The 25,869-nt window shown below is 67.5% G+C and carries 23 protein-coding genes; 13 read left to right on the top strand and 10 right to left on the bottom strand.

Features of this window, described 5'->3' with window-relative positions:
- The first annotated feature begins 26 nt into the window (after window positions 1-26).
- The 3 genes from AC1DOX_RS12395 (at window position 27) to AC1DOX_RS12405 (ending at window position 5,830) form a co-directional block, all read left to right on the top strand.
- The gene (locus AC1DOX_RS12395) at window positions 27-3,233 is read left to right on the top strand and encodes a bifunctional cytochrome P450/NADPH--P450 reductase (protein WP_441618967.1); all 3,207 of its coding nucleotides are present in this window, start codon (window positions 27-29) and stop codon (window positions 3,231-3,233) included.
- 207 nt (window positions 3,234-3,440) lie between these two features.
- Window positions 3,441-4,649 (top strand): MFS transporter, encoded by a 1,209-nt coding sequence (locus AC1DOX_RS12400; protein ID WP_441618969.1) that lies wholly within the window; start codon window positions 3,441-3,443, stop codon window positions 4,647-4,649.
- Between the two features lie 149 nt (window positions 4,650-4,798).
- Window positions 4,799-5,830 carry a GlxA family transcriptional regulator gene (locus AC1DOX_RS12405; RefSeq protein ID WP_441618971.1) on the top strand — a complete coding sequence of 344 codons (1,032 nt, stop codon included), beginning with the start codon at window positions 4,799-4,801 and terminating at the stop codon, window positions 5,828-5,830.
- 67 nt (window positions 5,831-5,897) lie between these two features.
- On the opposite strand, the gene htpX is transcribed toward AC1DOX_RS12405, so the two are convergent.
- From htpX to AC1DOX_RS12425, 4 genes are all read right to left on the bottom strand, one after another.
- Window positions 5,898-6,776, bottom strand: coding sequence for a protease HtpX (gene htpX, locus AC1DOX_RS12410; RefSeq protein ID WP_441618973.1), 879 nt, complete (start codon window positions 6,774-6,776; stop codon window positions 5,898-5,900).
- Window positions 6,777-6,887: 111 nt separating this feature from the next.
- Window positions 6,888-7,301: a hypothetical protein gene (locus AC1DOX_RS12415; RefSeq protein WP_441618975.1), complete on the bottom strand. Its 414-nt coding sequence runs from the start codon at window positions 7,299-7,301 to the stop codon at window positions 6,888-6,890.
- 80 nt (window positions 7,302-7,381) lie between these two features.
- Window positions 7,382-9,154: an NAD(P)-binding protein gene (locus tag AC1DOX_RS12420; RefSeq protein WP_441618977.1), complete on the bottom strand. Its 1,773-nt coding sequence runs from the start codon at window positions 9,152-9,154 to the stop codon at window positions 7,382-7,384.
- Between the two features lie 87 nt (window positions 9,155-9,241).
- Window positions 9,242-10,753, bottom strand: coding sequence for a polyamine aminopropyltransferase (locus tag AC1DOX_RS12425; protein ID WP_441618979.1), 1,512 nt, complete (start codon window positions 10,751-10,753; stop codon window positions 9,242-9,244).
- Window positions 10,754-10,930: 177 nt separating this feature from the next.
- On the opposite strand from AC1DOX_RS12425, the gene AC1DOX_RS12430 reads away from it, so the two are divergent.
- The 9 genes from AC1DOX_RS12430 to AC1DOX_RS12470 all read left to right on the top strand — a co-directional run bounded on the left by AC1DOX_RS12430 (window position 10,931) and on the right by AC1DOX_RS12470 (window position 16,690).
- A complete protein-coding gene (locus tag AC1DOX_RS12430) occupies window positions 10,931-11,317 on the top strand; it encodes a DUF350 domain-containing protein (protein WP_092138512.1) in 387 nt (128 codons plus the stop codon).
- An 81-nt stretch (window positions 11,318-11,398) separates the two neighbouring features.
- Entirely contained in the window at window positions 11,399-12,472 is a 1,074-nt protein-coding gene (locus AC1DOX_RS12435) for an SPFH domain-containing protein (protein ID WP_477101285.1), read from the top strand.
- A 9-nt stretch (window positions 12,473-12,481) separates the two neighbouring features.
- Window positions 12,482-14,059 carry a DUF4178 domain-containing protein gene (locus tag AC1DOX_RS12440; RefSeq protein WP_441621046.1) on the top strand — a complete coding sequence of 526 codons (1,578 nt, stop codon included), beginning with the start codon at window positions 12,482-12,484 and terminating at the stop codon, window positions 14,057-14,059.
- 4 nt (window positions 14,060-14,063) lie between these two features.
- Window positions 14,064-14,222, top strand: coding sequence for a hypothetical protein (locus AC1DOX_RS12445; protein ID WP_441621048.1), 159 nt, complete (start codon window positions 14,064-14,066; stop codon window positions 14,220-14,222).
- A gap of 8 nt (window positions 14,223-14,230) precedes the next feature.
- Window positions 14,231-14,608, top strand: coding sequence for an adenosylmethionine decarboxylase (gene speD, locus AC1DOX_RS12450; RefSeq protein ID WP_092138516.1), 378 nt, complete (start codon window positions 14,231-14,233; stop codon window positions 14,606-14,608).
- Window positions 14,609-14,722: 114 nt separating this feature from the next.
- Entirely contained in the window at window positions 14,723-15,157 is a 435-nt protein-coding gene (locus AC1DOX_RS12455) for a Cd(II)/Pb(II)-responsive transcriptional regulator (RefSeq protein WP_441621186.1), read from the top strand.
- Window positions 15,158-15,252: 95 nt separating this feature from the next.
- Window positions 15,253-15,447, top strand: coding sequence for a hypothetical protein (locus AC1DOX_RS12460; protein ID WP_441621050.1), 195 nt, complete (start codon window positions 15,253-15,255; stop codon window positions 15,445-15,447).
- Between the two features lie 165 nt (window positions 15,448-15,612).
- Entirely contained in the window at window positions 15,613-16,044 is a 432-nt protein-coding gene (gene rnk, locus AC1DOX_RS12465) for a nucleoside diphosphate kinase regulator (RefSeq protein WP_441621052.1), read from the top strand.
- A gap of 298 nt (window positions 16,045-16,342) precedes the next feature.
- On the top strand, window positions 16,343-16,690 hold the full coding sequence (locus tag AC1DOX_RS12470; protein WP_092138519.1) for a hypothetical protein: 348 nt from the start codon (window positions 16,343-16,345) through the stop codon (window positions 16,688-16,690).
- A gap of 360 nt (window positions 16,691-17,050) precedes the next feature.
- On the opposite strand, the gene ypfJ is transcribed toward AC1DOX_RS12470, so the two are convergent.
- The 6 genes from ypfJ to gcl form a co-directional block, all read right to left on the bottom strand.
- On the bottom strand, window positions 17,051-17,941 hold the full coding sequence (gene ypfJ, locus AC1DOX_RS12475; protein WP_441621054.1) for a KPN_02809 family neutral zinc metallopeptidase: 891 nt from the start codon (window positions 17,939-17,941) through the stop codon (window positions 17,051-17,053).
- A gap of 242 nt (window positions 17,942-18,183) precedes the next feature.
- A complete protein-coding gene (pyk, locus tag AC1DOX_RS12480; protein WP_441621056.1) occupies window positions 18,184-19,668 on the bottom strand; it encodes a pyruvate kinase in 1,485 nt (494 codons plus the stop codon).
- A gap of 73 nt (window positions 19,669-19,741) precedes the next feature.
- Window positions 19,742-21,073 carry a glycerate kinase type-2 family protein gene (locus AC1DOX_RS12485; protein WP_441621058.1) on the bottom strand — a complete coding sequence of 444 codons (1,332 nt, stop codon included), beginning with the start codon at window positions 21,071-21,073 and terminating at the stop codon, window positions 19,742-19,744.
- Window positions 21,074-21,214: 141 nt separating this feature from the next.
- The gene (glxR, locus tag AC1DOX_RS12490) at window positions 21,215-22,138 is read right to left on the bottom strand and encodes a 2-hydroxy-3-oxopropionate reductase (protein ID WP_477101288.1); all 924 of its coding nucleotides are present in this window, start codon (window positions 22,136-22,138) and stop codon (window positions 21,215-21,217) included.
- Window positions 22,139-22,195: 57 nt separating this feature from the next.
- On the bottom strand, window positions 22,196-22,978 hold the full coding sequence (hyi, locus tag AC1DOX_RS12495) for a hydroxypyruvate isomerase (protein WP_441621060.1): 783 nt from the start codon (window positions 22,976-22,978) through the stop codon (window positions 22,196-22,198).
- Between the two features lie 123 nt (window positions 22,979-23,101).
- A complete protein-coding gene (gene gcl / locus AC1DOX_RS12500) occupies window positions 23,102-24,886 on the bottom strand; it encodes a glyoxylate carboligase (protein WP_092138525.1) in 1,785 nt (594 codons plus the stop codon).
- 265 nt (window positions 24,887-25,151) lie between these two features.
- Here gcl and AC1DOX_RS12505 point away from each other — a divergent pair, with 265 nt between their 5' ends.
- The gene (locus AC1DOX_RS12505) at window positions 25,152-25,847 is read left to right on the top strand and encodes a hypothetical protein (RefSeq protein ID WP_441621062.1); all 696 of its coding nucleotides are present in this window, start codon (window positions 25,152-25,154) and stop codon (window positions 25,845-25,847) included.
- Window positions 25,848-25,869 lie beyond the last annotated feature (22 nt).

Genomic DNA, 25,869 nt, shown 5'->3' on the forward strand with positions numbered 1-25,869 from the left:
TTCAATGACCATCCTGCCGCCCCCACATGTCCTCCGAAACGCTCGCCGCCGTGCTCCAGCCCATTCCCCGCGATCCAGGCTGGCCGATCGTCGGCAACCTGTTCCAGATCACGCCCGGCGAGGTTGGCCAGCACCTGCTGGCGCGCAGCCGCCACCATGACGGGATCTTCGAACTGGACTTCGCCGGACGGCGCGTGCCGTTTGTCTCGTCGGTGGCGCTGGCCAGCGAGTTGTGCGATGCAACGCGATTTCGCAAGATCATCGGGCCGCCGTTGTCCTACCTGCGCGACATGGCCGGCGATGGCCTGTTCACCGCGCACAGCGACGAACCCAACTGGGGCTGCGCACACCGCATCCTGATGCCAGCGTTCAGCCAGCGGGCGATGAAGGGCTATTTCGACGTCATGCTGCGCGTGGCCAACCGGCTGGTGGACAAGTGGGACCGGCAGGGCCCGGACGCCGACATCGCCGTGGCGGACGACATGACGCGGCTGACCCTGGACACCATTGCGCTGTCCGGCTTCGGCTACGACTTCGCGTCGTTCGCCAGCGATCGGCTGGACCCGTTCATCGTGGCGATGGTCGGCGCGCTGGAAGAGGCGATGGACAAGCTCACGCGGCTGCCGATCCAGGATCGCTTCATGGGCCGCGCCCATCGCAAGTGCGCCGAAGACATCGCCTACATGCGCGACCTGGTCGACGACGTGATCCGCAAGCGGCGCGCGGCACCCATGCCCGGCATGGATCTGCTCAACCTGATGCTGGAAGCGCGCGATCCGGAGACCGACCAGCGGCTCGATGACGCGAATATCCGCAACCAGGTCATCACCTTCCTGATCGCCGGCCACGAGACCACCAGCGGCCTGCTGACCTTTGCGCTGTACGAGTTGCTGCGCAACCCGGGCGTGCTGGCGCAGGCCTATGCGGAGGTGGATGCCGTGCTGCCGGGCGACGCGCCGCCGGTCTACGCCGACCTGGCGCGCATGCCGGTGCTCGACCGCATCCTCAAGGAGACGCTGCGCCTGTGGCCCACCGCCCCGGCATTCGCGGTGGCGCCGTTCGAGGACGTGGTGATCGGTGGGCGCTATCACCTGCGCAAGGACCGCCGTGTCTCCGTGGTGCTGACTGCGCTACATCGGGACCCGAAGGTGTGGGCGAATCCCGAACGCTTCGATATCGACCGCTTCCTGCCGGAGAACGAGGCGAGGCTGCCCGCGCACGCCTACATGCCGTTCGGGCAGGGCGATCGCGCCTGCATCGGCCGCCAGTTCGCGCTGACCGAAGCCAAGCTGGCGCTCGCGCTGATGCTGCGCCACTTCGCCTTTCACGATCCGCATGACTACCAGTTCCGGCTCAAGGAAACCCTGACGATCAAGCCCGACAACTTCGTGCTGCGCGCACGGCGGCGGCGGGCGCACGAGCGCATCGTGACGAGTGTGGCGGCCCCGGAAGCGACCGGCGCGGCGCAGGCGGAGGTACGCGGTCAAGGCCAGGCGCTGACGGTGCTGTGCGCCTCATCGCTGGGCACCGCGCGTGAGCTGGCCGAGCAGATTCACGCGGGCGCCGTGGGCGCAGGATTCGACGCTAGGCTGCAGGATCTGGACGAGACCGTCGGCGCGTTGCCAGTGTCGGGCCTTGTCGTGATCGTCGCCGCCACCTACAACGGCCGCGCGCCGGACTCCGGCCGCAAGTTCGAGGCGATGCTCGATGCCGAGGCGGCGCAGGGCTATCGCGCGGCAGGCTTGCGGCTGGCGCTGCTCGGCTGCGGCAACTCGCAATGGGCGACATATCAGGCATTCCCGCGCCGGGTGTTCGATTTTTTTACGGCCGCCGGCGCGGTGCCGCTGTTGCCGCGCGGCGAGGCCGACGGCAATGGCGACTTCGACCAGGCGGCTGAGCGCTGGCTCGCGCAGCTCTGGCAGGCACTGCAGGCCGAAGGCGCGAGCGATGGTGCGAGTGTGGGCGGAACGGGCCTCCAGGTCCGGCTGCGCAGCATGGCCGCGATTCGTGCCGACACCCTGCCGGCTGGCACGCAGGCGTGCGCGGTGCTCTCGAACACCGAGCTTGTGAACGACCCAAGTGGCCTGTGGGATTTCTCGATCGAGGCGCCGCGCACCTCCACGCGCGACATCCGGCTGCAACTGCCGCCGGGCGTGACCTATCAGGCCGGCGATCACCTCGCAATCTGGCCGCAGAACGAGGCACGGCTGGTGGAGGCGTTGTGCGAACGGCTCGACCTCGATCCGGGCGCCATGGTCACGCTGTCCGCGCCGCCCGGCGCCGGCCGCGGGTTGCCCATCGGTGAGGCGCTGCCAGTCGGCCAGTTGCTGACGCATTTCATCGAGCTACAGGATGTGGTGTCGCGCCAGACCTTGCGCGGATTGCTGCAGGCGACGCGCTGCCCGTTCACGCGGCAGGCGCTGGAACAATTGGCGTCCGACGATCCGGAACGGGGCTACGCAGTGCAAGTGGCGGCGCGGCGATTGGGCGTGCTGGACGTACTGACGGCGTATCCCGCCATCACGCTGACGCTGCAGGGCCTGCTGGCCTGCGCGGTGCCCATGCGGCCACGGTTCTATTCGATCGCGTCATCACCGCGGGTGTCGCCGGACGTCGCGACGCTGCTAGTTGGCACGGTCTGGGCGCCGGCGCTGTCCGGGCGCGGGCAGTTCCGGGGGGTTGCGTCGACGTGGCTGCAGGGCCTGGCGCCCGGGGCGCGCGTGGCGGCATCCGTCCGCACGCCGAATCCGCCGTTCGCGCCGGAGGCCGACCCGGAGGTGCCGATGCTGCTGATAGGTCCGGGCACGGGTATCGCACCGTTCCGCGGATTCCTGGAAGAGCGCGCCGCCCAGCATGCGGCCGGGCAGCCGGTGGCGCCCGTGCAGTTGTACTTTGGCTGTCGGCACCCGCAGCATGACTGGCTGTATCGCGACGAGATTGCCGGATGGGCCAGCGCCGGCGTGGCCGAGGTCCACGCGGCGTACTCGGTTGTGGAGGGTGCACCGCGCTACGTGCAGGATCTGCTCTGGCAGCGGCGGCAGGATGTCTGGGCACGGCTGCAGGCCGGTGCGACGGTCTATGTCTGCGGCGACGGGCGCCGCATGGCGCCTGCGGTTCGCCAGACGCTGATCGACATCGGCGCGGAGCAGGGCGGGATGACGGCGGACGCCGCCTCCGACTGGTTTGCGACGCTGGTCGCGCAGGGGCGGTATCGGCAGGACGTGTTTAACTGACCCGCTCACTTACTCACTCATTGCCGTCGGCCCTGCCGGCGGGCTTCCACGGACTCGGGCTATCGGATGCGGCCTGGCTGGCGGTCGGTAGCGGGGCGGCAGCGCGGCTGGCAGCCGGGTTGGCAGAAATCCACGGATCATTGTCAGCCGGCCACCCGGCCCGCGCCTTACGCTGGGAACCATCCCCCTCTCCTCGGGAGACCTCCGATGGCTATCCCCGCGATGCGGCAAGCGCGCGTGCTGGCGCTCTGTCAGGCGCTCTATACCGCAGCACTATCCGTCGACCTGACCCTGACCGGGCTGGTCGGCTACACCCTGGCGCCTGACAAGGCGCTCGCCACGCTGCCGTTCGCGCTGATCACCGTCGCGTCGGCGCTGACTGCCATCGCGGCGGCCTTTCTTATCGAGCGGCTCGGCCGGCGCTTCGCGTTCTGCCTTGGCGGGCTGGCGTGCACGATCGGCGGGCTGGTCTCGGTCTGGGCGATCTATCGCCATCACTTCATCCTGTTTTGCGTCGGCACGGCGCTAGTTGGCGTGTTTCAGGCGTTCGCGCGGTTCTACCGGCTGGCCGCTGCCGATGCCGCCCCGGCACCGGACAAGCCACGCGCCATTTCGGTGGTGCTGACCGGTGGCGTGGTGGCTGCGGTGTGCGGCCCCGCCATCGCCGCGTGGAGCGCGGACATGATGCAGCCGCTGCCGTTTGCCGGCGCCTATCTGGTGGTGGCGGTCTTCGGCGCACTGACCGTGCTGCTGCTGGCCATCGCCTATCGGGACCCCACATCGCTGGCGGCCACGACGGCCGGGGACGGCTTGCCTGCGCGACCGCTGGGCGAGATCGTGCGCCAGCCGGTGTTCGTAGCCGCATTTGCCAACAACGGCATCGGCAATGCCGTGATGATGTTCATGATGACGGCCACGCCGATTGCCGCCGTGGCGTGTAACCACACGATCACGCAGGGCGCGCAGATCATCGAATGGCATCTGGTCGGCATGTACGCGCCATCGTTCTTTTCCGGCTGGTTGCTGCAGCGCTTTGGCAACCCGGTGATGCTGATGAGCGGCATTGCGCTGTCCGCGCTGGCGTCCGTGGTGGCGCTGTGCTCGACCTCGCTGCCGGCGTTCTATGTGGCGCTGCTGTGTCTTGGTGTGGGCTGGAACTTCATGTTCGTGGGAGGCACGACGTTGCTGGCCGGCAGCTATCGCACCGCCGAGCGCGCCCGCACGCAGGCCACGAGCGAGTTTTCCACAGCCGTGCTGACCGCGCTCGCCACACTGGCGGCGGGGCAGGTGCTCCATCACTGGGGCTGGAGCGCCGTGAACCTGGCCGTACTGCCGGCGCTGCTGCTGGCGCTGGTCATGACAGCAGGCTGGCAACGCCACGTACGGCGCCAACAAGCAATGGCCGTGGCGGCCTGAAGCGGGAGGTATGATCTTCACGACGCGCGCCGGCTGACGGGGACGCCCCGACACACCCGGCGATCGCCATTCCGACCGCCCCGATGTCCCCAAGTCGCCCGAGGTCAGCCTGGGGCCAGCCCGGGGCCACTCACTTTCGCCGAACCGCCATGCCATCCGACCTGCACCTCGTCTCCGAATTGCCGCGCGTCGTGGTGATCGTCGCGCCCGATCCCGCGCAGGAACTGGACGTGACCGGGCCCACGGCGGTATTCGGCGCCGCCAACAAGCTCTCCGGCCGACCGCAGCCTCCTTACGAGGTGCACGTGGTCAGCGTCAGCGACGATGCCATCGTGCGCACGGAAAGCGGCTTGCGGATGCTGGCGGACGCGCCCTATCACCAGATCCTCGACAAGATCGGGCGGCCGATCGATACGCTGCTGATCTCGGGGGGCTCCGGTCACGCCCGGGCGGCCGACGACGCGCGACTGATCGACTGGATCCGCGCGCAGGCCCCGCGTGTGCGGCGGCTGGGGGCCGTGTGCACGGGCGCGTTCGTGCTGGCGCGCACCGGGCTGCTTGACGCGCAGCGCGTCACCACGCACTGGCGCCACGCCGGCCGGCTGGCGGATTGCAATCCGAGGCTGACCGTCGATGCGGACCCGATCTGGATTCGCGCCGGGCGCTTCTACACGTCGGCGGGTGTCACGGCGGGGATGGATCTCTCGCTGGCGCTGGTTGAGGAAGACCTGGGGTACGCCGTGTCGCTGGAGGTCGCGCGAGAACTGGTTCTGTTCCTGCGGCGGCCCGGCAACCAGGCGCAGTTCTCCACGTCGCTGCGCGCCCAGGCCGCGGAAAGTCCGGAGCTGCGCGCGCTGCAAGGATGGATGGCCGATAACCTCGGCGGTGACTTGTCGGTGGGCGTGCTGGCCGAGCGCGTGGCGATGAGCCCGCGCAACTTCGCGCGCGTGTTTGCGAAGCAGGTGGGCGAGACCCCGGCGCGCTACGTCGAGCGGCTGCGGGTGGAGGCGGTGCGGCGGCTGCTGGAAGGCAGCGACCGCAGGCTGGAAGGGATCGCCCGCGCCACCGGATTCGGCAACGCGGACATCATGCGGCAGGCATTCCTGCGGCATGTGCAGACCACGCCCGAGCGCTATCGGGCGGCATTCAAGGCCGGGCAGGGCGGCGACCTGGCGGCCTAGCTGGCAGTCTTTTCCGAACGCCGCCGAAGTCGCCGGCAGGCAGCGCCGCCGGCAACCCTGTCCGCACTTAGCGGGCGCCCTGCAGCGCCGCGATCCGCGACTCGATCGGCGGGTGGCTGGAGAACAGCGCCAGCCACGACTTGCCGCCCGAGATGCCCATGGCCTGCATGTTCTGCGGCAGGCCGTCGGCATCCAGGCCACCCAGGCGGCGCAAGGCGGCGACCATCGGCGTGGGCGTACCCATCAGCCCGGCGGCGCCGGAATCGGCGCGGTATTCGCGATGACGCGAGAACGCCGCGACGATGATGCTGGCCAGGATGCCGAACACGATCTCGCAGATCACCACGGTCACCATGTAGCCGATGCCGGGGCCGCTCGACTCCTCGTCATTGCGGCGCAGCCACGAATCCACGAAGTAGCCGACCACGCGCGCCATGAAAATGACGAACGTGTTCACCACGCCCTGGATCAGCGTCAGCGTGACCATGTCGCCATTGGCGATGTGCGCGACTTCGTGCGCCAGCACGGCTTCCACCTCGTCGTGGGACATCGACTGCAGCAAGCCGGTGGATACCGCCACCAGCGAGCTTTTTTTCGATGCGCCCGTGGCAAAGGCGTTCGGCTCGCCCTCGTAGATGGCGACTTCCGGCATCGGCAGGCCGGCCCGGGTCGCCAGCTTTTCCACGGTCTGGACGAGCCAGAGTTCCGTGCTGGTGCTCGGGTGCGTGATGACCTGTGCACCCGTCGACCATTTGGCGATGGTCTTCGACATGAACAGCGAGATGAACGATCCGCCGAAACCCATCAGCGCGGCGAAGACCAGCAGCATGCCGAGGTTGAGGCCGTTGGCGGTCAGGAATCGGTTCACGCCCAGCAGGCTGGCCGTGAAGCTGAGAACAAGCATGACGGCGATGTTGGTCGCCAGGAAAAGGAGAACGCGTTTCATAGTGGTGGGGCAAGACTCGAAAGGACGCGGACAGGCCGCAAGAGCGCGCGGCACGTTGCGACGCGCCACACGACACACAAATGCGCGGACCGAAGGCCGCGCGAAAGAGGATCAGCCGCGCGGCGGGCGCGGCAGGCGGGGAAGGTCGGGGTCTGGCAGGGCTGTGCCGGCGTAGTGCGGCAAGGCGCTCCGGCCGTTGGGCGTGGCCACGCGCGGCAGCGGCGCGGGCAGCAGTTGCTCGGCAAAGTCCGCACCCGGGGGCGACGGCTCCGCGTTGTCGGCGGGATAGGGGGATTCGCCCGATTCGGCCGGCGTGACGAAGTCAGCCTGGTCGGCCTGCACGGCTTGTACGGCGAGTTCGATCACCGCCGTGTTGGCATTGGCCTGCGTGGCCGGCGATGCCTCGGCCTGCGCGCTCGCCATCCTGGCCGCAGGCGCGCCAGCATGCATGGCCGTGTCTGCCCAGGTCTGCAGCGGCAGGAAGGCAAGCAGCACGATCATCAGCAGGAAGCGGAGCGATTGCACGGGGGCGTGTCACATGGGGACGACATCGATGGCGTCGATTCTACAGGATGGCGCCGCCAGCCATCGGCCGGAAAAGTGCGCTATCCGATGATTCTCAACGCCGCCCGCGTGCCCCACCACGCAGCCTCCTCGAACACGGACAGACCGGACAGGTCGGCATGGGCAAACTGGATGCGGCCGTCCGCCTGCCGCAGCGCGGCGGCGCCGGGATTGGTCAGGAATCCCGGCACCGGTGTCGCCATGGCATGGCCGCGTGCGGTGATCTCCACAGCATCGGCATGGCGCCAGAAGTCGCGCCCATAGACCTCGCGGAGGTCCGAGACGGCGAGGTCCAGCAACGCGGCCGGCGCGGCATCGGCCAGCCAGCGGCGGACGGCGTCAGGCGAAGCCGGCAAGCTGCCCGGCGAGGTGGACGGTGGGGTGAACGATGAGGTGGCCGGCACGCCTGACGCGGCGTCCAGCGGGCAATAGGCGGTGAAGACGGTTTCCGCCGGCCGCGCCTGCCGGATCCACTGGTGCGTCGCCACGACGTAGCCAAGCCCGCGCGATCCGTGCACGACGTTGTCCCAGGCCAGCGGCACGCCGGCCGCCTCGGCGGGAAACCCGCGTAGATGAAAGGAGGACACCAGCCAGGGTGCGTGCGGGCGCAGGTGCGTGGCCGGGTCGAAGCCGAACGCCGCCAGCGGCGCCACGCGCGCGGCCACGTGTAGCGGCATCGCACAGATCACGCGGCGGGCACGCAGGCGATAGGACTTCGGTGGCCGGCCGACGCCGTCGGGCCAGTACACGCAGCGCACGCTGACGCCGTCGCCCGCCTCGTCAACGCGTACAGCCAGACCCGGCCGTCGCCAGCCGCGTGCGGTGCCGTCGGGTGCGTCGCCGTCCGTGCCGCTCCCCGGGCCACCATCGGCGCCGCGCCCAGCGCCCCGAAGCGCGTCGATGCGCGCCGACAGCCGCGTGACGATGCCATGCAGGCCGTCCGGCCACGTCAGCACAGCGCCGTCCGCCGCGTTGCGTGCATGGCCGCCACGGCTGGCGAAGTAGTGCAGTCCGGCCCAGGCCGACACCGCGTCCGCCCCAGCGCCATAGTCGTCGCGGCAGCAATAGTCGGCGTACCAGTGCAGTGTCGGCGCGGTGAAGCCTTCGGCGACCAGCCACTGGCGGAAGGTCTGACGGTCGAGTGCCGTCCATGCCGGATCTCGCGACGCCAGCGCGAGGGGAATCGCAAACACCTTGCGGCCATCACTTCCCGTGGCGTGACGCAAGGCGTCCATGCGGGCAAGAAAGCGCTGGTGCTGGTCGCGAAAGGCGTCGCTGTCGGGAAGCAGCCCGTCCTGCCATCTGCCGTCGAAGAACAGCCGTTCCTCCGGAGCATGCACGACCACGCGTTCGTCAAAGCGCGGGCGGGCATCGAACGGATCGCGCTCGATGACGCCGATATCGGCCAGCATCTCGCGCACGTGTGTCGATTCGGCCGACGGCAGCGGCAGGTAGTGCGCGCCGCGCGGATAGGCGATGTCGCCGAACTGGCCGCCCGCCGCGTTGCCGCCGAACTCGGGGCCATCGACCATGACGACATCACGCAATCCAGCGCGCGATAGCTGCCATGCGGCGGACAGCCCGGCCACGCCGCTGCCGAGGATCGCCACTTCGCAGCGGATCTCGCCGTCCGGCTCGGGCCACTGGCGCATATCGCGCAGCGCGTGGCCTTCCGCCATGCCCGGGCGCAGCACCACGGGCGCCGGCTCGCGCAGCCCCAGCCCGGCGAGGAAGCGGCCGGCCTCGCCGCCAAGGCGGTCGCATCCGGCCAGGGCCGTGCCGGCAGCGGCGATCAGGAAGCGGCGGCGGTCCATCCCGGCACGGATCGGGTCGACAACGATTCAACAGGCAGGGGCACGACGGAACGCAGTCGGGCGGGCCGCGACGTGCCTGGCGAGAACTTAGCGAATGACATTGCGCCAGTCTTCCTCGAAGTCATGCACGAGGGATTGTTCGTTGAGGCGATTGGCCGCGCCGGCGCGCGGCGCCATGTCGGCCGGAAAACGGAACATCAGCGCCGTGGTGTCGGCGTCGAGGAATTTCATCGGCACGTCGTAGCGCGCGGGCGGAGTGTAGTCGGCGCGCTTGCCGGCCAGGATGAAGCCCCATTCGCCGAACGACGGCACGTAGGTGTGGTACGGCCAGGTGTGCAGGCCGGCCTCGCGCAGCGTGGCGTCGATGTCCCAGAAGGAGCGCGGTGCGTAGTAGGGCGAGGTGGACTGCACCACCGCGTAGCCCTTCTCGGCCAGGTGGCGCGCCAGCAGCCGGTACATCGGCACCGAGTACAGCTTGCCGAGGCCGAAGTTGGACGGGTCCGGCAGGTCGACGATGATCGCGTCGAAGCTCTCGCGGTTCTGCTCGAGCCATTGCGCGGCGTCGGCGTTGACGACGGTGACGCGACGGTCGGTCAGGGAATCGTGGTTCAGCGCCCGCAGCGGAGCGCTGCGCGAAAACAGCGTGGTCATCGCCGGGTCCAGGTCCACCAGGGTGGCATGCTCCACGTGGCCATACTTGAGGATCTCGCGCAGCGCCAGCCCGTCGCCGCCGCCGATCACCAGCACGCGGCGCGCCCACGGCAGCGCCTGCATCACCGGATGGACCAGCGCCTCGTGGTAGCGATGCTCGTCGCGCGAGGAAAACTGCAGGTTGCCGTTGATGTAAAGCCGCAGGTCGTCCTTCCAGCGCGTGATGACCAGTCGCTGGTAAGGCGTGGTCTCGCTGTGGATGATTTCATCGCCGAACAGCCCGCGTTCCGCCCAGCGTGTCAGGTGGTTCGATCCGGCAAAGCCGGCCGTCAGCAGCGCCAGCACGATCCCGGCGCGCAGCGATCGCGTGGCGATGTGGGACACCTCGTCGCGAAAGATGCGCAGCGTGAACAGTGCCACGGCCACGTTGAGCATGCCGAACAGGAAGCCGGTACGCGACAGCCCCAGGCGCGGGGCGAGGACCAGCGGGAACACCAGCGACACCGCCAGCGCGCCGAGATAGTCGAACGTCAGCACGCGGCTGACGAGGTCGCTGAACTGGGCCTTGCGGGCGTTGAGAACCCGCATCACCAGCGGAATCTCCATGCCGACCAGCAACCCGATCACGAACACCAGCGCATACAGCGCGGTCCGGAACGGGGCGGAGAGCCACGCGAACACGACGAACAGCAGCGCCGCGGAGATCCCGCCGAGCAGGCCGACCAGGATCTCGATGTCGATAAAACGCGACAGTACGTCCTCGTCCTTCACATAGCGCGAGAGCCAGGAGCCCACGCCCATGGCGAACAGGTAGCAGCCTATGATGGAGGAGAACTGGAGGATGGAATCGCCCAGCAGGTAGCTGGACAAGGCGCCGGCGATCAGTTCGTAGCCCAGCCCGCAAGAGGCCACGATCAACACCGAAAGAACGAGGGTACGGTCGCGCATGGGGCGGCGGTCGCAACAGGAGATCACCCGGCCGTGTGAGGCGACCGGTATGTCAAGAATCTGATATTGGAAAAAATGCGACTGCGGCTATACTCTGCCGCGCAGTTCCGCATCGCGAAGGACCGGATACAACCACCACCACGTCGACTACGAAGGGCCGGCACGGCAACCCGAACCATGCAACCAATCTATGCCTACGTCGAGCACTTGCTGGCAAGCCTTGTGCTGCTGGTCGTGTTCGTCGGAGTCTACACCAGGATCACGCCGTTCCACGAGTTCACGCTGATCCGCCAGGGCAACGTCGCCGCAGGGCTTTCGCTGGCCGGGAGCACGCTGGGTTTTTGCTTCACGCTGTCCTCCAGCATCCAGCATAACGACACCTTCCTGATGTTCCTGGTGTGGTCGCTGGGCGCGCTGGTCGTGCAGGCCGCCGTCTATGCGGCCCTGACGCGCGCGCTGCCTGACATGGACGCCGCCATCGAATCCAACAACATCGCCATGGGCGGCCTGATGGGGACCATTTCGGTGACCGTGGGGGTGCTCAATGCCGCCTGCCTGTCCTGACCGGACGGGCGCCCGGCAGGCATCCCCGGACATCCCGGCACAACCCTGAACATTGCTGAATATCCCCTTAGAGGAGCTGACATGAGCATCGGGTCATTCATCAGGAAGCAGTTCATCGACATCCTCCAGTGGACGGAGGATACGGACGGCGTACTGGCATGGCGCCATCCGATGGAGGACATGGAAATCCAGTACGGCGGCAGCCTGACCGTGCGGGAATCCCAGGTGGCGGTGTTCGTCAACGAGGGCAAGATCGCCGACGTCTTCACCCCCGGCATGTACAAGCTGACCACCCAGACGCTGCCGGTGCTGACGTACCTGAAGAACTGGGACAAGCTGTTCGAGTCGCCCTTCAAGTCGGACGTCTATTTCTTCAGCACGCGGCTGCAGATCGGGCGCAAGTGGGGCACGCCGCAAGCCATCACCGTCCGCGATGCGGACTTCGGTATGGTGCGGCTGCGCGCGTTCGGCCTGTACTCGTACAAGATTGCCGACGCGGCGAAGTTCTACAGCGAGATCAGCGGCACCCGCGCCGAATACACGCGCGACGAGGTGGAAGAGCAGCTGCGCAACCTGCTGATCGCCACGATGACCAGCACGCTGGGCGCATCGTCGGTGCCGTTCCTGGACATGGCGGCCAACCAGGCGCTGATGTCGCAGACCATCCGCGAGAAGCTGGCGCCCGAGTTCGAGCGCTACGGCGTGGTGCTGGACAACTTCGCGGTCACCAACGTCTCGCTGCCCGAGGAACTGCAGAAGGCGATCGACACGCGCATCTCGATGGGGATGATGGGTGATATGACCCGGTACACGCAGTACCAGGTGGCCAGCTCGATCCCGCTCGCCGCGCAGAACGAAGGCGGCGTGGCCGGCCTGGGCGCGAGCCTGGCGGCCGGCGCGGTGATGGGTCAGGCGATGGCCGGCGGGCTGGCGGGAGGCGTGGCCGGCGCCGCGAGCGGTGCCCCGGGCGTACCCGCGCCTGCGGTGCCGACGGCCGTTGCTGGCGCGGCGGGGACGGCTGGGGCAACCCCGGCACCCACCGATGATCCGGCCGCGCGCCTGCAGAAGCTCAAGGAGTTGCTCGACAAGAGCCTGATCTCGCAAGCGGAGTTCGACACGGCCAAGGCGGAGATCCTCAGGAAGCTGGTCGGCTAATCCTCCCTTATGCAAACGGTCAACTGTCCGGGCTGCGGCGCGGAGGTCAGCTTTCGTTCGTCCGCCGCCGTCATGGCGGTCTGCGAGTATTGCCACAGCACGCTGCTGCGGGAAGCGGACGCCGTCCGCAGCATCGGCAAGATGTCGTCGGTGCTGGAGGACTACACGCCGCTGCAGCTCCATGCCAGCGGCGTATGGCAGGGGCAGGGCTTTGCGCTGGTCGGCCGCATCCAGCTGCGCTATGACGCGGGCCTGTGGAACGAGTGGTACGTGCTGTTCGATGACGGCACCGATGGCTGGCTGGCCGATGCGTCCGGCCAGTACATGCTCACGCGGCGCATGCCGCCGGAGGCCGCTGCCAGCGCTTCGGTCAATCCGCTGCCGAAGTTCGAGGCGCTCAAGCCCGGCGACGGGCTGTTCTTCGACAAGTATCGCTATGAGGCCGGCGACGTGCGCACGGCGCGCTGCACCGGCGGCGAAGGCGAGCTGCCGTTCCAGGTTGGCGCGGGCTGGAGTGCGCAGGTGGCGGACTTCCGCAACGAGGGCCGCTTCCTGACGCTGGACTATGCCGACGGGTATCCGCCATCGGTGTACACGGGCGAGCTGGTCACGCTCGCCGGGCTCAAGTGCCAGTTGCTGCGGGGCGCGGACGAGATCGGCCGTACCGCGGACAAGTATCGCGGCAAGGCCGTGCCGCTCGGCTGCCCGAACTGCGGCAGCCCGATCGCCTATCGTGCGGGCATGGCCAGCTTTGTCGTCTGCCCGAGCTGCCACAGCGAGGTGGATTGCACGACATCCACCGCCATCGTGCTGGAAAAGCATGCCGAGGTGGAGGCGCTGCAGACCAGCCTGACGCCGGGCGAGGTGGGCACCATCGACGGCAAGCCGTACACGGTGCTGGGTCTCCTGCAATGCATCGATGACGACGAGGACGAGGCGTCCACGTGGGTCGAGTACCTGCTGTTCAACGAGGAAGCCGGACTGCTCTGGCTGGTGGAGCAAGACGCCGGCTGGGACCGCGTGCGCGTGCTGGACACATGGCCGCGCATGTCGACCGCGAAGACGGCGGCCTTCGAGGGCAAGGAATTCCGGCAGGGTTTCGACTACGAGAGCCGCGTGCTCTATGCCGCCGGCACGTTCAACTGGCGGGTGCAGGCCGGCGATACCACGCGGCTGACCGAGTTCGGCGCGCCGGCGCGACGGCTGACGCGCGAAACCAGCGAGACCGAGATCGTCTGGACGCTGTCCACGACCGTGAGCCGGTCGCAGGTGGCGCAATGGTTCAAGGGCAACAAGGCGCTGGCGGAGGCTGCAAGACTGCCGGAGGCCCGGCGCGCCGAGGCGCCGACCGGCGATCTCGCCTATTGCCGCAAGACGGCATGGGGCGTGGCCGTCGTGATGTGGGTGCTGAACCTGCCGTTGGCGTTTTTCAATGGGCGCAACTTTGCCGGGCTGTTCGTCGGCACGCTCCTGCTGTGGGCGCCGGTTTGGATTGTCGAGCACTACACCGGCGAGCGGAAATCCGGCCGCGATGGTGGCGGTGGTGGCGATGGTGACAGTGGTGGTGACGGTGGCGGAGGAGACTGAGCGCGTGCGATTCCTGTTTCTTGTCTATGGCGTGGCCGTGCTGTTCGGGGTCACCTTCTATACGCTGGGCGATGCGTCGGGCGCGCGCGGCCGGGGCTGGTCCGGCAGTTCGGGCTTCAGCGGCGGCAGCGGTGGCTGGTCGTCCGGTGCCGGCCACAAGTAAGCGCCGCGATGAATGCCCCCGTGCTTCCTTGCCCACCGATCCTGGGCCGCCACCTGCTGCTCGACATGCAGGGCGTGGCCGCGACGCGGCTGACCGACGCCGCATTGATCGAGCGCGTGCTCTACGACGCCGCGCGCGCGGCCGGTGCCACGCCGGTGGACGGCCGCTTCCAGCATTTCGGGCCGGGGCTCGGTGTGACCGGCGTGCTGCTGCTGAAGGAATCCCATATCAGCATCCACACCTGGCCCGAATATGGGTTTGCGGCGGTGGACATTTTCATGTGCGGCACCGCGCAGCCGGAACTGGGCATTGAAGTCATCCTGGCGGCGCTGTCACCGACCGTCGCGAACGTGCGCGACCAGGCCCGGGGGCCCGGGCTGGCCTGAAGGACCGGGATCATCGCAGCGTACCCACTGCTGCGCCAGGGGCTTTCGGATGGTCTACACTCCGTTCGTAACCCTGTAATGACTACAGGGATTTGAGACGCGGAGGACATGAACATGCGAATCGGCGAGCTGTCCCGCCACAGCGGCTGTGACGTTGAGACTATTCGTTACTACGAGCGCGAGGGCCTGCTGGATGCGCCGCAGCGCGAGGACAACGGCTATCGCCGCTATGGCGACGGCCATCTCGTCCAGCTCAACTTCGTCCGGCATTGCCGGTCGCTGGGCATGAGCTTGTCCGACGTGCGGCGCCTGCGGGACTTCCAGCGTAACCCCTCGCTGGCCTGCGACGATATCAACACCCTGCTGGATCGCCAGATCGACCAGATTCACGCGCAGCGCATGGCGCTTGAGGCACTCGAAGGCCAGCTGCGCGCGCTACGCCACACCTGCGAGAAGCCGAATCCGCATCCCGCCAGCGAGTGCGGCATCCTGCAGAACCTGCAGCAAGCAGCCGAAGGTGCCGCCTGCGAGTGCCATCCCCGGCACTGAATTGCATCGACGGGGCACCCGAGTCTTCCATCAGCCACCTCCGCTCCTGCCGAGGGCGGCTGCCCTGCCAGACCGACGCGACGGCCTGTGCTAGCATGACCGCTCGTCACATCGACGTCTTTCCCATATCCCAGACTTTTCTCACGATGTCTTGCGCTCAGCCGTTCGCCGCCTTCGCCCTGGTCCGCACTCAGCGGCCGGCGCGCGCGTGCGCGGCGGTGGCGCTTGCCGCCATCGTCACCGACCGCCGGATCAGCGCCCCGCTTGATCCCGCCCGGTTCCCGGCCTGACCGATCCCCACTAAGCGGGTCCCGGCGCCGAACCGGGCCTGAGCCACCGCAGTTTCACCAGCCGGCGCGCCAGTTTCCGCGCCGGATATCGATTTCCCAGCCCACGACGGCCGCCACGCGTCTCGATTCCGCACCCGGCCGCCATTCAGCGAGAGAGGCATTGCCATGGCCAAGTCCGCCAACGTTTCCAACGCCGCGTCTTCCACCCTGTACCTGACCGAACTCGACGTGACCCGCCTGGAGGGCATTGCCAGCCGGGCGGGCACCGCCGAACTCGATGAAATGCTCGATGCGCTGCTGGCGCGTGCGGCGATCGTGCCGCCTGACGCCATCCCCAAGGATGTCGTGACGATGAATTCCCGGATCGTCTGTGCGCTTGAGGGGGAGGCCGCGCCACGTGACTGGACGCTGGTATATCCGGACGACGCCGATCTGGCGGCCGGACGGCTGTCCGTGCTGTCGCCGGTGGGGCAGGCGCTGCTGGGTACGCGGGCAGGGCAGACGGTGAATTACCGCCTGCCGGACGGCCGGGCGCAGAGCGTGACGGTGATCGAAATTGCCTTCCAGCCCGAAGCCAGCGGCCAGTTCACGCTCTGAAGCAGCCGCGTACCCACCCCGCACTGGCTACCTGAACCCCGGGCGAACTGGCTTCGGCGGGGTGCCACTTCCGCCTGACCGGTGCCGGCAAGCCTGCCGGCCGGTCGCCAAACCGTGCCGTTCGTCCGCAAGCCCGTCGTTTCACGGCGTGCAACGCACCATTCGTCGCAGCGGTATTTCTCGTTTCCAGCCGACCCACTAACCTTCACTCCGTGCTCGCATGGCAACAAAGATTGCGCATCCGGGCAGCAGTCAGCTGCGTCCATAAAAAAGTAATGATCAGTTGAAGGAGTCCCAGATGAACGCCAAACGTATCCTTGGCGGCGCCCTTGTGTTCGCCGCGTTTGCCGCCTCGGCAGTTGCCATTGCCGCGCCCGCCACGACCAGCAAGGTCGGCAAGTTCGATGTGTATGCCGACGCGTCGCGTACCGGCAAGTTCGATACCTTCTCGGAAGGCTCGAAGATTGGCAAGTACGACACCTATACGGATGGTGCTCGCCAAGGCAAGTTCGATACCTTCAGCGAGGGCTCGCGCCAAGGCAAGTTCGATACCTTCAGCGAAGGCTCGCGCACGTTTAGCGGCGAGATCTCCGCGTCGGCACTCGACAATGCCCGCAACGGCGATCTCTATGGCTATCGCGTCTGATTGCCTGTCCTGATGGACATCAGCGGCCACTTCGGTGGCCGCTCAGTTTTCTCTCCCACCTGCGCGACCGACCTCCTCCTCCTTCTCTCTCCGTCGCGCAGGTGATTTTTCCCCTCAGGTTTTTCCCCTCCGCAACGATGCCGGCGTGCCTGCACGATCCAGCACGACCTCCACTCGACCTTCCGCACGCTTGTTGCCGAACCAAAGCGCCCCGCCTGCACTGAACTCAGGCGTACCGCTCTCGCGCCATGTCGACTCGTATCGACTATCAGCGACTTATAGCGACTTGCATGGTTTCGTATGTGCTTCGCCCGGACCTGCTCGCGCCTCCGGCGCCGCTCGCCGTGACGGTGGTGTGACTTACGGTTGCCGCGCGGCGAAGGTGTCGCACTTGCGGATGTCGCCTGTCGTCAGGCCCTGACGCAGCCAGCGCACGCGTTGTTCGCTCGTGCCGTGCGTGAAGGCTTCCGGCACGACATAGCCTTGCGCCTGCCGTTGCAGCCGGTCGTCGCCGATGGCGGCCGCGGCCTTGAGGCCTTCTTCCACGTCACCCGGCTCCAGCAGCGCCTCATTGGCGCGCTGCGCCGTCGCGGCCCAGACGCCGGCCAGGCAGTCGGCCTGCAGCTCCATGCGCACGGAAAGCTGGTTCGCCTGCGCTTCGTTCATACGCCGACGCGCGGCATCCACCTTGCCGGAGACACCCAGCAGGTTCTGCACATGGTGGCCAATCTCGTGCGCGATCACGTAGGCCTGCGCAAAGTCGCCACCGGCACCAAAGCGCTGGCGCAACTCGTCATAGAACGCCAGGTCGATGTAGACCTTCTGGTCGCCGGGACAATAGAACGGCCCCATCGCCGATTGCCCGGTTCCGCACGCAGTGGGCGTAGCGCCCGAGAACAGCACCAGCGTAGGCGGCGCGTAGCGGCGATTAAGGTCGGTCTCGAAGATGTGCTCCCACGTCCGCTCGGTATTGCCGAGCACCTTGCGCGTGAACACGGTCAGCTGGTCGTTGGCGGGTGGCCGGTGCGCCTGCGATTGCGGCGCCTGTTGCGGCTGGCCCTGGATGACCGAGGCACCCTGGAAGATCAGCGAGGGATCGATGCCGAAGAAATAGGACGCGGCCAGCGCAATGATGACGGTGCCGATGCCGATGGACTTGCCGCCGATGCCGAATCCGCCGAACCCGCCACCACCGCCGTCACCGCGGCGGTCTTCTACGTTCTGGCTTTCGGCTTCGTCATCGAGACGCATGGGGGCTCCGTCAATGCAGGGTAAAACGGCAGCCACGATTGGCTGCCGGATGCCGGAGCAGTATAGCAACGGCACCTGACGGCCCACATGCTGTGCACAAATCGTTACGTGAAAAAAGGAGCCGTCCGCGACACCCGACAACCAGAGCGCGGACGGCCAGTGAGCAGGGGGTCAGCCTGCCCGACTCAGGGAAAACAAAAGCCTGTCGTGCGGTGCGGCGCGCATCAGGCGCATCACGCGCATCAGGCGGTGGCGGTCTCCCGCGCGGCGTTGCCGATGCCGAGCTCCGCATCGAGGCCGCCGGCCACTTCCGTGCCGACCTCGGCGACTCGCAGCAGGTTGGTCGTGCCGCCCTGGCCGAATGGCATGCCGGCCGCGATGGTGATCTGGTCGCCGGGCTCGGCGTAGCCTTCCACCAGCGCGGCGCGGGCAGCGGCCTCCACCATCTCGTCCACGCTCTGCACATCCGGGCTGACCGTCGAATGCACGCCCCACGCAATCGCCAGGCGGCGCGCGATGTCGAGGTTCGGCGTGATGCTGACGATCGGCGCGCACGGCCGCTCGCGCGCGGCGCGCAGCGCGGTGGCGCCGGACGACGTGTAGGTCACCGTCGCCCGGGCGCCGATGATGTGCGTGACTTCGCGCAGCGCCGCGCAAATCGCATCCTGCCTCGTGGAGAGCGGCGCCTCGTGCTGGGCGTCGATCATGTTGCGGTAGAGCGGGTCGCGTTCCACCTCGGTGATGATGCGGTCCATCATCGCGACGGCCGGCACCGGATGGCGGCCGTTGGCGGATTCGGCCGACAGCATGACGGAATCGGCGCCGTCGTAGATGGCGCTGGCCACGTCCGACGCTTCCGCACGCGTGGGCACCGGCGAGTCGATCATCGATTCCAGCATCTGCGTGGCGATCACGATCGGCTTGCCGAGCTGGCGGCAGATGCGCAGGATGCGCTTCTGCACGCCAGGCACGCGCTCGGGCGGCAGCTCCACGCCAAGATCGCCACGCGCGACCATCACCGCATCGGAGACGCGCACGATTTCTTCGAGCTGCTGCAGGGCGGCCGGCTTCTCGATCTTTGACAGCACGCCGGCACGGGTGCCGATGATCTCGCGTGCTTCCACGATGTCCGACGGACGCTGCACGAACGACAGTGCAATCCAGTCGGCACCGAGCTCCAGCGCGAACGCCAGATCCTTGCGGTCCTTTTCCGTCAGCGCGGGAATCGGAATCACGGCATCGGGCACATTCACGCCCTTGCGGTCGGACAGCGTGCCGTTGTTGGCCACGCGCGTGGTGATGCTGCCGCTGGCCACCGATTCGATGTTCATGCGGACCTTGCCGTCGTCGATCAGCAGCGACTGACCGGCGCTGGCCGCGCGGAACAGCTCGGGATGCGGCAGGTAGACGCGCGTCGCATCGCCGGGCGTCGGATCGCTGTCGAGCACGAACGTATCGCCGGTGCGCACGGCGACCTTGCCGGCCGCGAATGTGCCGATGCGCAGCTTCGGGCCCTGCAGGTCCGCCAGGATCGCGATGGGGCGGCCGGTCTCCGCCTCCACGCGGCGCACGGCGTCGTAGCGCGCGCGATGATCCTCGTGGGTGCCGTGGCTGAAGTTCAGCCGGAACACATCGGCCCCGGCATCGAACAACTGGCGGATCACCGCGCTGTCCGTGCTGGCGGGACCGAGCGTGGCAACGATCTTGGCTTTGCGCTGGCGTCTCATGTTGTCTCCTCTTCCATTCTCGGACGGCACGCCTCTCGCGTGCCGATATTGCTGGGGACGCGCGATACCCGGATTAGACGATCAGGATCGCGCGGAAATCGTTCACGTTGGTACGCGTCGGGCCGGTGACGATCAGGTCGTCCACGCCCGCAAAGAAGCCGTAGCCATCGTTGTTGTCCAGATGCGCGCGGGCCGACAGGCCGCGTGCGGTGGCGCGCGTCAGCGTGTCGGGGCCCACCAGCGCGCCGGCGTTGTCTTCGGAGCCGTCGATGCCATCGGTGTCGCAGGCAATCGCATGCACGCCGGGCAAGCCATCCAGCGCCACGGCCAGTGACAGCAGGAACTCGGCGTTGCGGCCGCCGCGGCCATTGCCGCGCACGGTGACGGTGGTTTCGCCGCCGGACAGGATCACGCACGGCTTTGCGAACGGCTGGCCATGCGTGGCCACCTGGCGCGCGATGGCGGCATGCACTTCGGCCACATCGCGCGCCTCGCCCTCGATGCTGTCGGACAGGATGTGGGCGGTCAGGCCCAGTTCGCGTGCGCGCGTGGCGGCAGCTTCGAGCGACTGCTGCGCGCTGGCCAGCGTCACGCTGCGATGGCCGGCAAAGCGGACATCGCCGGGCTTCGCCGTTTCTCCGGCCCCGCTCTCCAGGTGCTGGCGCACATTGGCGGGCACGTCGATGCCGTACTTGGCGATGACCGCGAGCGCGTCGGCGCACGTCGTGGCGTCCGGCAGCGTCGGGCCGCTGGCGATGAGCGTGGGGTCGTCGCCGGGAATATCGGAAATCAGCAGCGTTTCCACGCGAGCCGGCGCGCACGCCAGCGCCAGTCGGCCGCCCTTCAGCGCGGAGAGATGCTTGCGTACGCAGTTCATTTCGCCGATGCTCGCGCCGCTCCTGAGCAGCGCCTTGTTCACGGCCTGCTTGTCGGCCAGCGAGAGACCCGGCGCGGGCGCCGCCAGCAGCGCGGAGCCGCCGCCGGAGATCAGGCACAGCACGAGGTCGTCCGCGGTCAGGCCTTGCACCAGTTCCACCATGCGCTGCGCGGCGCGCTGGCCCGCGGCGTCCGGCACCGGGTGCGCCGCTTCGACGACTTCGATGCGCCGGCAATCGGCACCATGGCCGTAGCGCGTGACCACCAGCCCGGACAACTCGCCTTGCCAGTGCGCTTCCACGGCCTGCGCCATCGCTGCGGCGGCCTTGCCAGCGCCGATGACGATGGTGCGTCCCCTGGGTGGCTGCGGCAGGTGCGGCGGCAGGCAATGGCTCGCGCTCACGGCGGCCACGGCGGTATCGAACAGGTCGCGCAGCAGCGCGCGGGCGTGGCGGGGTTCGCGATAGTCGGGCAAGCCGGGCTGGCGCTCGGGCGACAGCAAGGCGGCGTTGGCATCGGTGGCAAACATGTGGGGTCCTGATGGGATGCAAATCCCGCGCGTGACACGCGGGAAGAACGGCATCCGCCGACGTGGCGCGCATCGCGCGCGGCCACGTCGGCGGGCAGGGCAGGGACTACGGGAACTGCAGGGACTACGCGGGTGCGATGCTTACTTCGCGCCCTTGGCGATCTCGTGGTTCGACATGATCTCGATCGCGCGGCACAGCGCCGAGTGGTCGAGCTTGCCGAAGCCGTTTGCCGCGCACGCGTTGAACAGCTCCTGCGCGGTGGACGTGTTCGGCAACGACACGCCGAGTGCCTTCGCACCCTGCAGCGCCAGGTTCAGGTCCTTCTGGTGCAGTTCGATGCGGAAGCCCGGATCGAAGGTGCGCTTGACCATGCGTTCGCCGTGCACTTCCAGGATGCGCGATGCCGCGAAGCCGCCCATCAGGGCCTGGCGCACCTTGGCAGGATCGGCGCCCGCCTTCGAGGCGAACAGCAGCGCCTCCGACACGGCCTGGATATTCAGCGCCACGATGATCTGGTTGGCCACCTTGGTGGTCTGGCCGTCGCCGTTGCCGCCGACCAGCGTGATGTTCTTGCCCATCAGGTCGAACAGCGGCTTCACCTGGTCGAACGCTTCGGAGGGGCCGCCCACCATGATCGTCAGCGACGCAGCCTTGGCGCCCACTTCGCCGCCGGAAACCGGGGCATCCAGGTACGACGCGCCCAGCTTGTTGATGCGCGCGGCGAAGTCCTTGGTGGCGATCGGCGAGATCGAGCTCATGTCCACCACGATCTTGCCGTAGCTGGCTTCCTTGCCGGCGGTCTTGAACGCGGCGGCCACACCCTTGTCGGCGAACAGCACGGCCTCGACGTGCGGGGTGTCCGGCACCATGATGATGATGATGTCGGCGCGCTTGGCTACTTCCTCGGCGCTGGTGCAGACCGTCACGCCGGCATCGACGAGTGCCTGCGGCGCGGGGTTGACGTCGTGCACGAAAAGCGTGTGCCCGGCGCTGCGCAGGTGGCCTGCCATCGGCGCGCCCATGATGCCCAGACCGATAAAGCCGACGTTACGTTGGTTTGCCATGTGATGTCTCCTTGAAGGGTATGAATCTGTTTTTCCGGGGATGCGGGGATGCGGGGCTCACCGCACGCCGTGCGCGGCGCGCCAGCCGAGGCCGGCTTCCGTGGTGGTCTTCGGCTTGTACTCGCAGCCGATCCAGCCCGCGTAGCCGATCTCGTCGAGGAACTTGAACAGGTATTGGTAGTTCAGTTCGCCAGTGCCGGGCTCGTTGCGGCCCGGGTTGTCGGCCAGCTGCACGTGGCGGATCTTCGGCAGGTTGGCGCGGATCGTCGCGGCGATCTCGCCTTCCATGCGCTGCATGTGATAGATGTCGTACTGCACGTAGAGATTGGGCGCGTTGACCTGGCCAATCAGGTCCACCGCCTGCTGTGTGCGCGAGAGGAAGAAGCCGGGGATATCGAACGTGTTGATCGGTTCGATCAGCAGGTCGATCTGCTCCTTCGCCAGCGCATTGGCGGCGAAGCGCAGGTTCTCCACGAGCGTTTCGCTGGCCTGCTCGCGCCGCACGTTCTGCGGCAGGATGCCGGCGAGGCAGTTCAATTGACTCACCCCCAGCACCTTTGCGTATTGGATGGCTTCGCCCACGCCGTCCTGGAACTCGCCGACGCGGTCCGGATGGCAGGCGATGCCGCGCTCGCCGGCTTCCCACTTGCCCGCGGGCAGGTTGTGCAGCACCAGGTCAAGCTGGAAGCGGCTCAGGCGGTCGGCGATCTGGTCCGCATGGAACGCATACGGGAACAGGAACTCCACGCCGCGGAATCCCGCGCGGGCGGCGGCCTCGAAGCGGTCCAGGAAGCCGACTTCGTTAAACAGCATCGTCAGGTTGGCTGCGAGCTTTGGCATTGTTGGTCTCTCTCGGTGATGGTGTGGCGGCAATGCTGACCCCTCCCGCGCACGCGGGAAGGGTGAAAGGCAAGGCGGGTCTCGTCAGGCCGGGCGGATGGCGATCCGCCGGCGCGGTAGCCTTCAGGCGTTGACGGTTTCCTCGACCAGGATCGCCTCCTCGGCGTCATCCAGGTCCTCGATGGGCTCGAACTCGTTGATGTTGTCGATCTCGGTGCCCATGGCGATGTTCGTCACGCGCTCCAGGATCACCTCGACGACCACCGGCACCGAGTACTCGGCCATCAGGTCGCGGGCCTCGGCAAAGGCCGGTGCGATGTCTTCCGGCTTGAACACGCGGATCGCCTTGCAGCCCAGGCCTTCCACCACCTTCACGTGGTCCACGCCATAGCCTTCGAGTTCCGGCGCGTTGATGTTGTCGAACGCGAGCTGCACGCAGTAATCCATCTCGAAGTTGCGCTGTGCCTGGCGGATCAGGCCCAGGTACGAGTTGTTCACCACCACGTGGATGTACGGCACCTTGAACTGCGCGGCGACGGCCAGTTCCTCGATCATGAACTGGAAGTCGTAGTCACCGGAGATGGCCACGACGTCCGATTCCGGCGACGCCGTCTTCACGCCGATGGCGGCCGGGATCGTCCAGCCCAGCGGGCCGGCCTGGCCGCAATTGATCCAGTGACGCGGCTGGTTCACCGAGAGGAACTGCGCGGCGGCGATCTGCGACAGGCCGATCGTCGAGACGTAGCGCACGTCGCGCGGGAAGTACTGGTTCATCTCGCGATACACGCGCTGCGGCTTGACCGGCACGTTGTCGAAGTCGCTCTTGCGCTTCATGGTGCGGCGGCGCTTCTGGACGTCGGCCACCCAGGCCTTGCGGCACGGCAGGCGGCCGGCCATCTTCATTTCGCGGGCGACTTCCACGAACAGCTCCAGCGCAGCGCCGGCGTCGGACACGATGCCCAGGTCCGGACCGAACACGCGGCCGATCTGGGTCGGTTCGATGTCCACATGGACGAATTTGCGACCCTTCGTATAGACGTCGATGCTGCCGGTGTGCCGGTTGGCCCAGCGGTTGCCGATGCCCATCACGAAGTCGGAGGCCAGCAGCGTGGCGTTGCCGTAGCGGTGCGAGGTCTGCAGGCCGACCATGCCGGCTTGCAGCGGGTGGTCATCGGCCAGCACGCCCCAACCCATCAGCGTGGGCACCACGGGCACGTTGACCAGTTCGGCGAATTCGACCAGCAACTCGGACGCATTGGCGTTGATCACGCCGCCGCCGCACACGATCAGCGGGCGCTCCGCCGCGTTGAGCATGCTGATGGCCTTTTCGATCTGGGCGCGCGAGGCGGACGGCTTGTACGGTTGCAGCGGCTGATACGTTTCCGGATCGAATTCGATCTCGGCCACCTGCACGTCGAACGGCAGGTCAATCAGCACCGGGCCCGGACGGCCGGAACGCATCAGGTGGAACGCTTGCTGGAACACTTGCGGCACCAGCGCCGGCTCGCGCACGGTCACGGCCCACTTGGTCACCGGCTTGGCGATCGATTCGATATCGACAGCCTGGAAGTCTTCCTTGTAGAGCCGGGCGCGCGGGGCCTGGCCGGTAATGCAGAGAATGGGGATCGAATCCGCCCAGGCGGAGTACAGGCCCGTGATCATGTCCGTGCCGGCGGGTCCCGACGTGCCGACGCAGACGCCGATGTTGCCGGGCTCGGCGCGAGTGTAGCCCTCGGCCATGTGCGAGGCGCCCTCGACGTGACGGGCCAGCAGGTGCTTGATGGTCCCGGTCTTGCGCATGGCGGAATAGAACGGGTTGATGGCTGCGCCGGGCACCCCGAATACGGTATGGATGCCTTCCTTTTCCAGCACGGCGATGGCTGCGTCGATTGCTCTCATCTTCGGCATGTCTGTCTCCAATTGAAATGGTGGGATTCGTGTTGGAGTTGATGCTATGCCCGCACCGGCCTGTGGATAAACAGAAGGGCGATCAGTTGATTCGATACCTGGAGTTAGGAATATTGCAGCATCGGCCAATTTGATGTGACTAAATCGGTACGCGTGATGGAGTCCCCCACGGCGTGGGGATTGGTCTGTTTTCGTACGGTTTGGCCTATCGGCCGCAGCCGCCGTCGGGCCAAAATAACGGGTTGTGTTTTGTCACTGCCTTGCCATGTACACCCGGCTGCCGCCCACCTATGAATTGATCGAAGCGCTCCAGACGGCGCCGCCCGCGAAAGCGTCCGAAAGCCGGCTGGCCGTTGTGCTGTGGGCGGGTTTCGTCCTCACGCTGGCGCCGACACTGGTCGGGGGCGGGGCATTGGTGTGGTGGCACCAGGTCCTCGTCCAGACGCCGCCGGTCTGGCTGCCGCAGCTCTTCCACGTGCTGCTGGCGATGAGCGGCGTGTTCTACGTGGCGGCGTGGCTGGCCCGGATGCTGGCGGCGCGTGATGCGCTGCAACATCCGATGCGCTGGCTGTCACGGCGTGTCGATACCGAAAGCGAGATCGAGAACGCCCTGCTGCTACGGCTCGGACGAATTTCGTCGCTGCAACTGCGGGCGCGACAACGCCGCATCGTCCTGCAGGCGCGCCTGTGGGAAGGCGCCGCGCGGACGGTGGCGCTGGTGCTCGCGCTCGGGCCGGCTGCGCTGGTGCTGGCCGATGGCATCGCCGTCACGCCACCCGGCAACGCGCCCACGCTGGTGGCGATCTATGGTGCCGTGCTGGTGATCGGCGCCGCGTTCGCGCTGTTCGCGCAGCTGCAATGTTGCGGACCGCTGCGGCGGCTTGCCCACGTGCTGGGGGAGGCCGCCGAGATCAACGAGGCGCTGCTCAAAGGGCGCCAGCCGTCACCGTCATCGGCATGAGTGGATGGGCCGCATAGCAGCG

The sequence above is a fragment of the Cupriavidus sp. 01L415 genome, assembly GCF_056400065.1.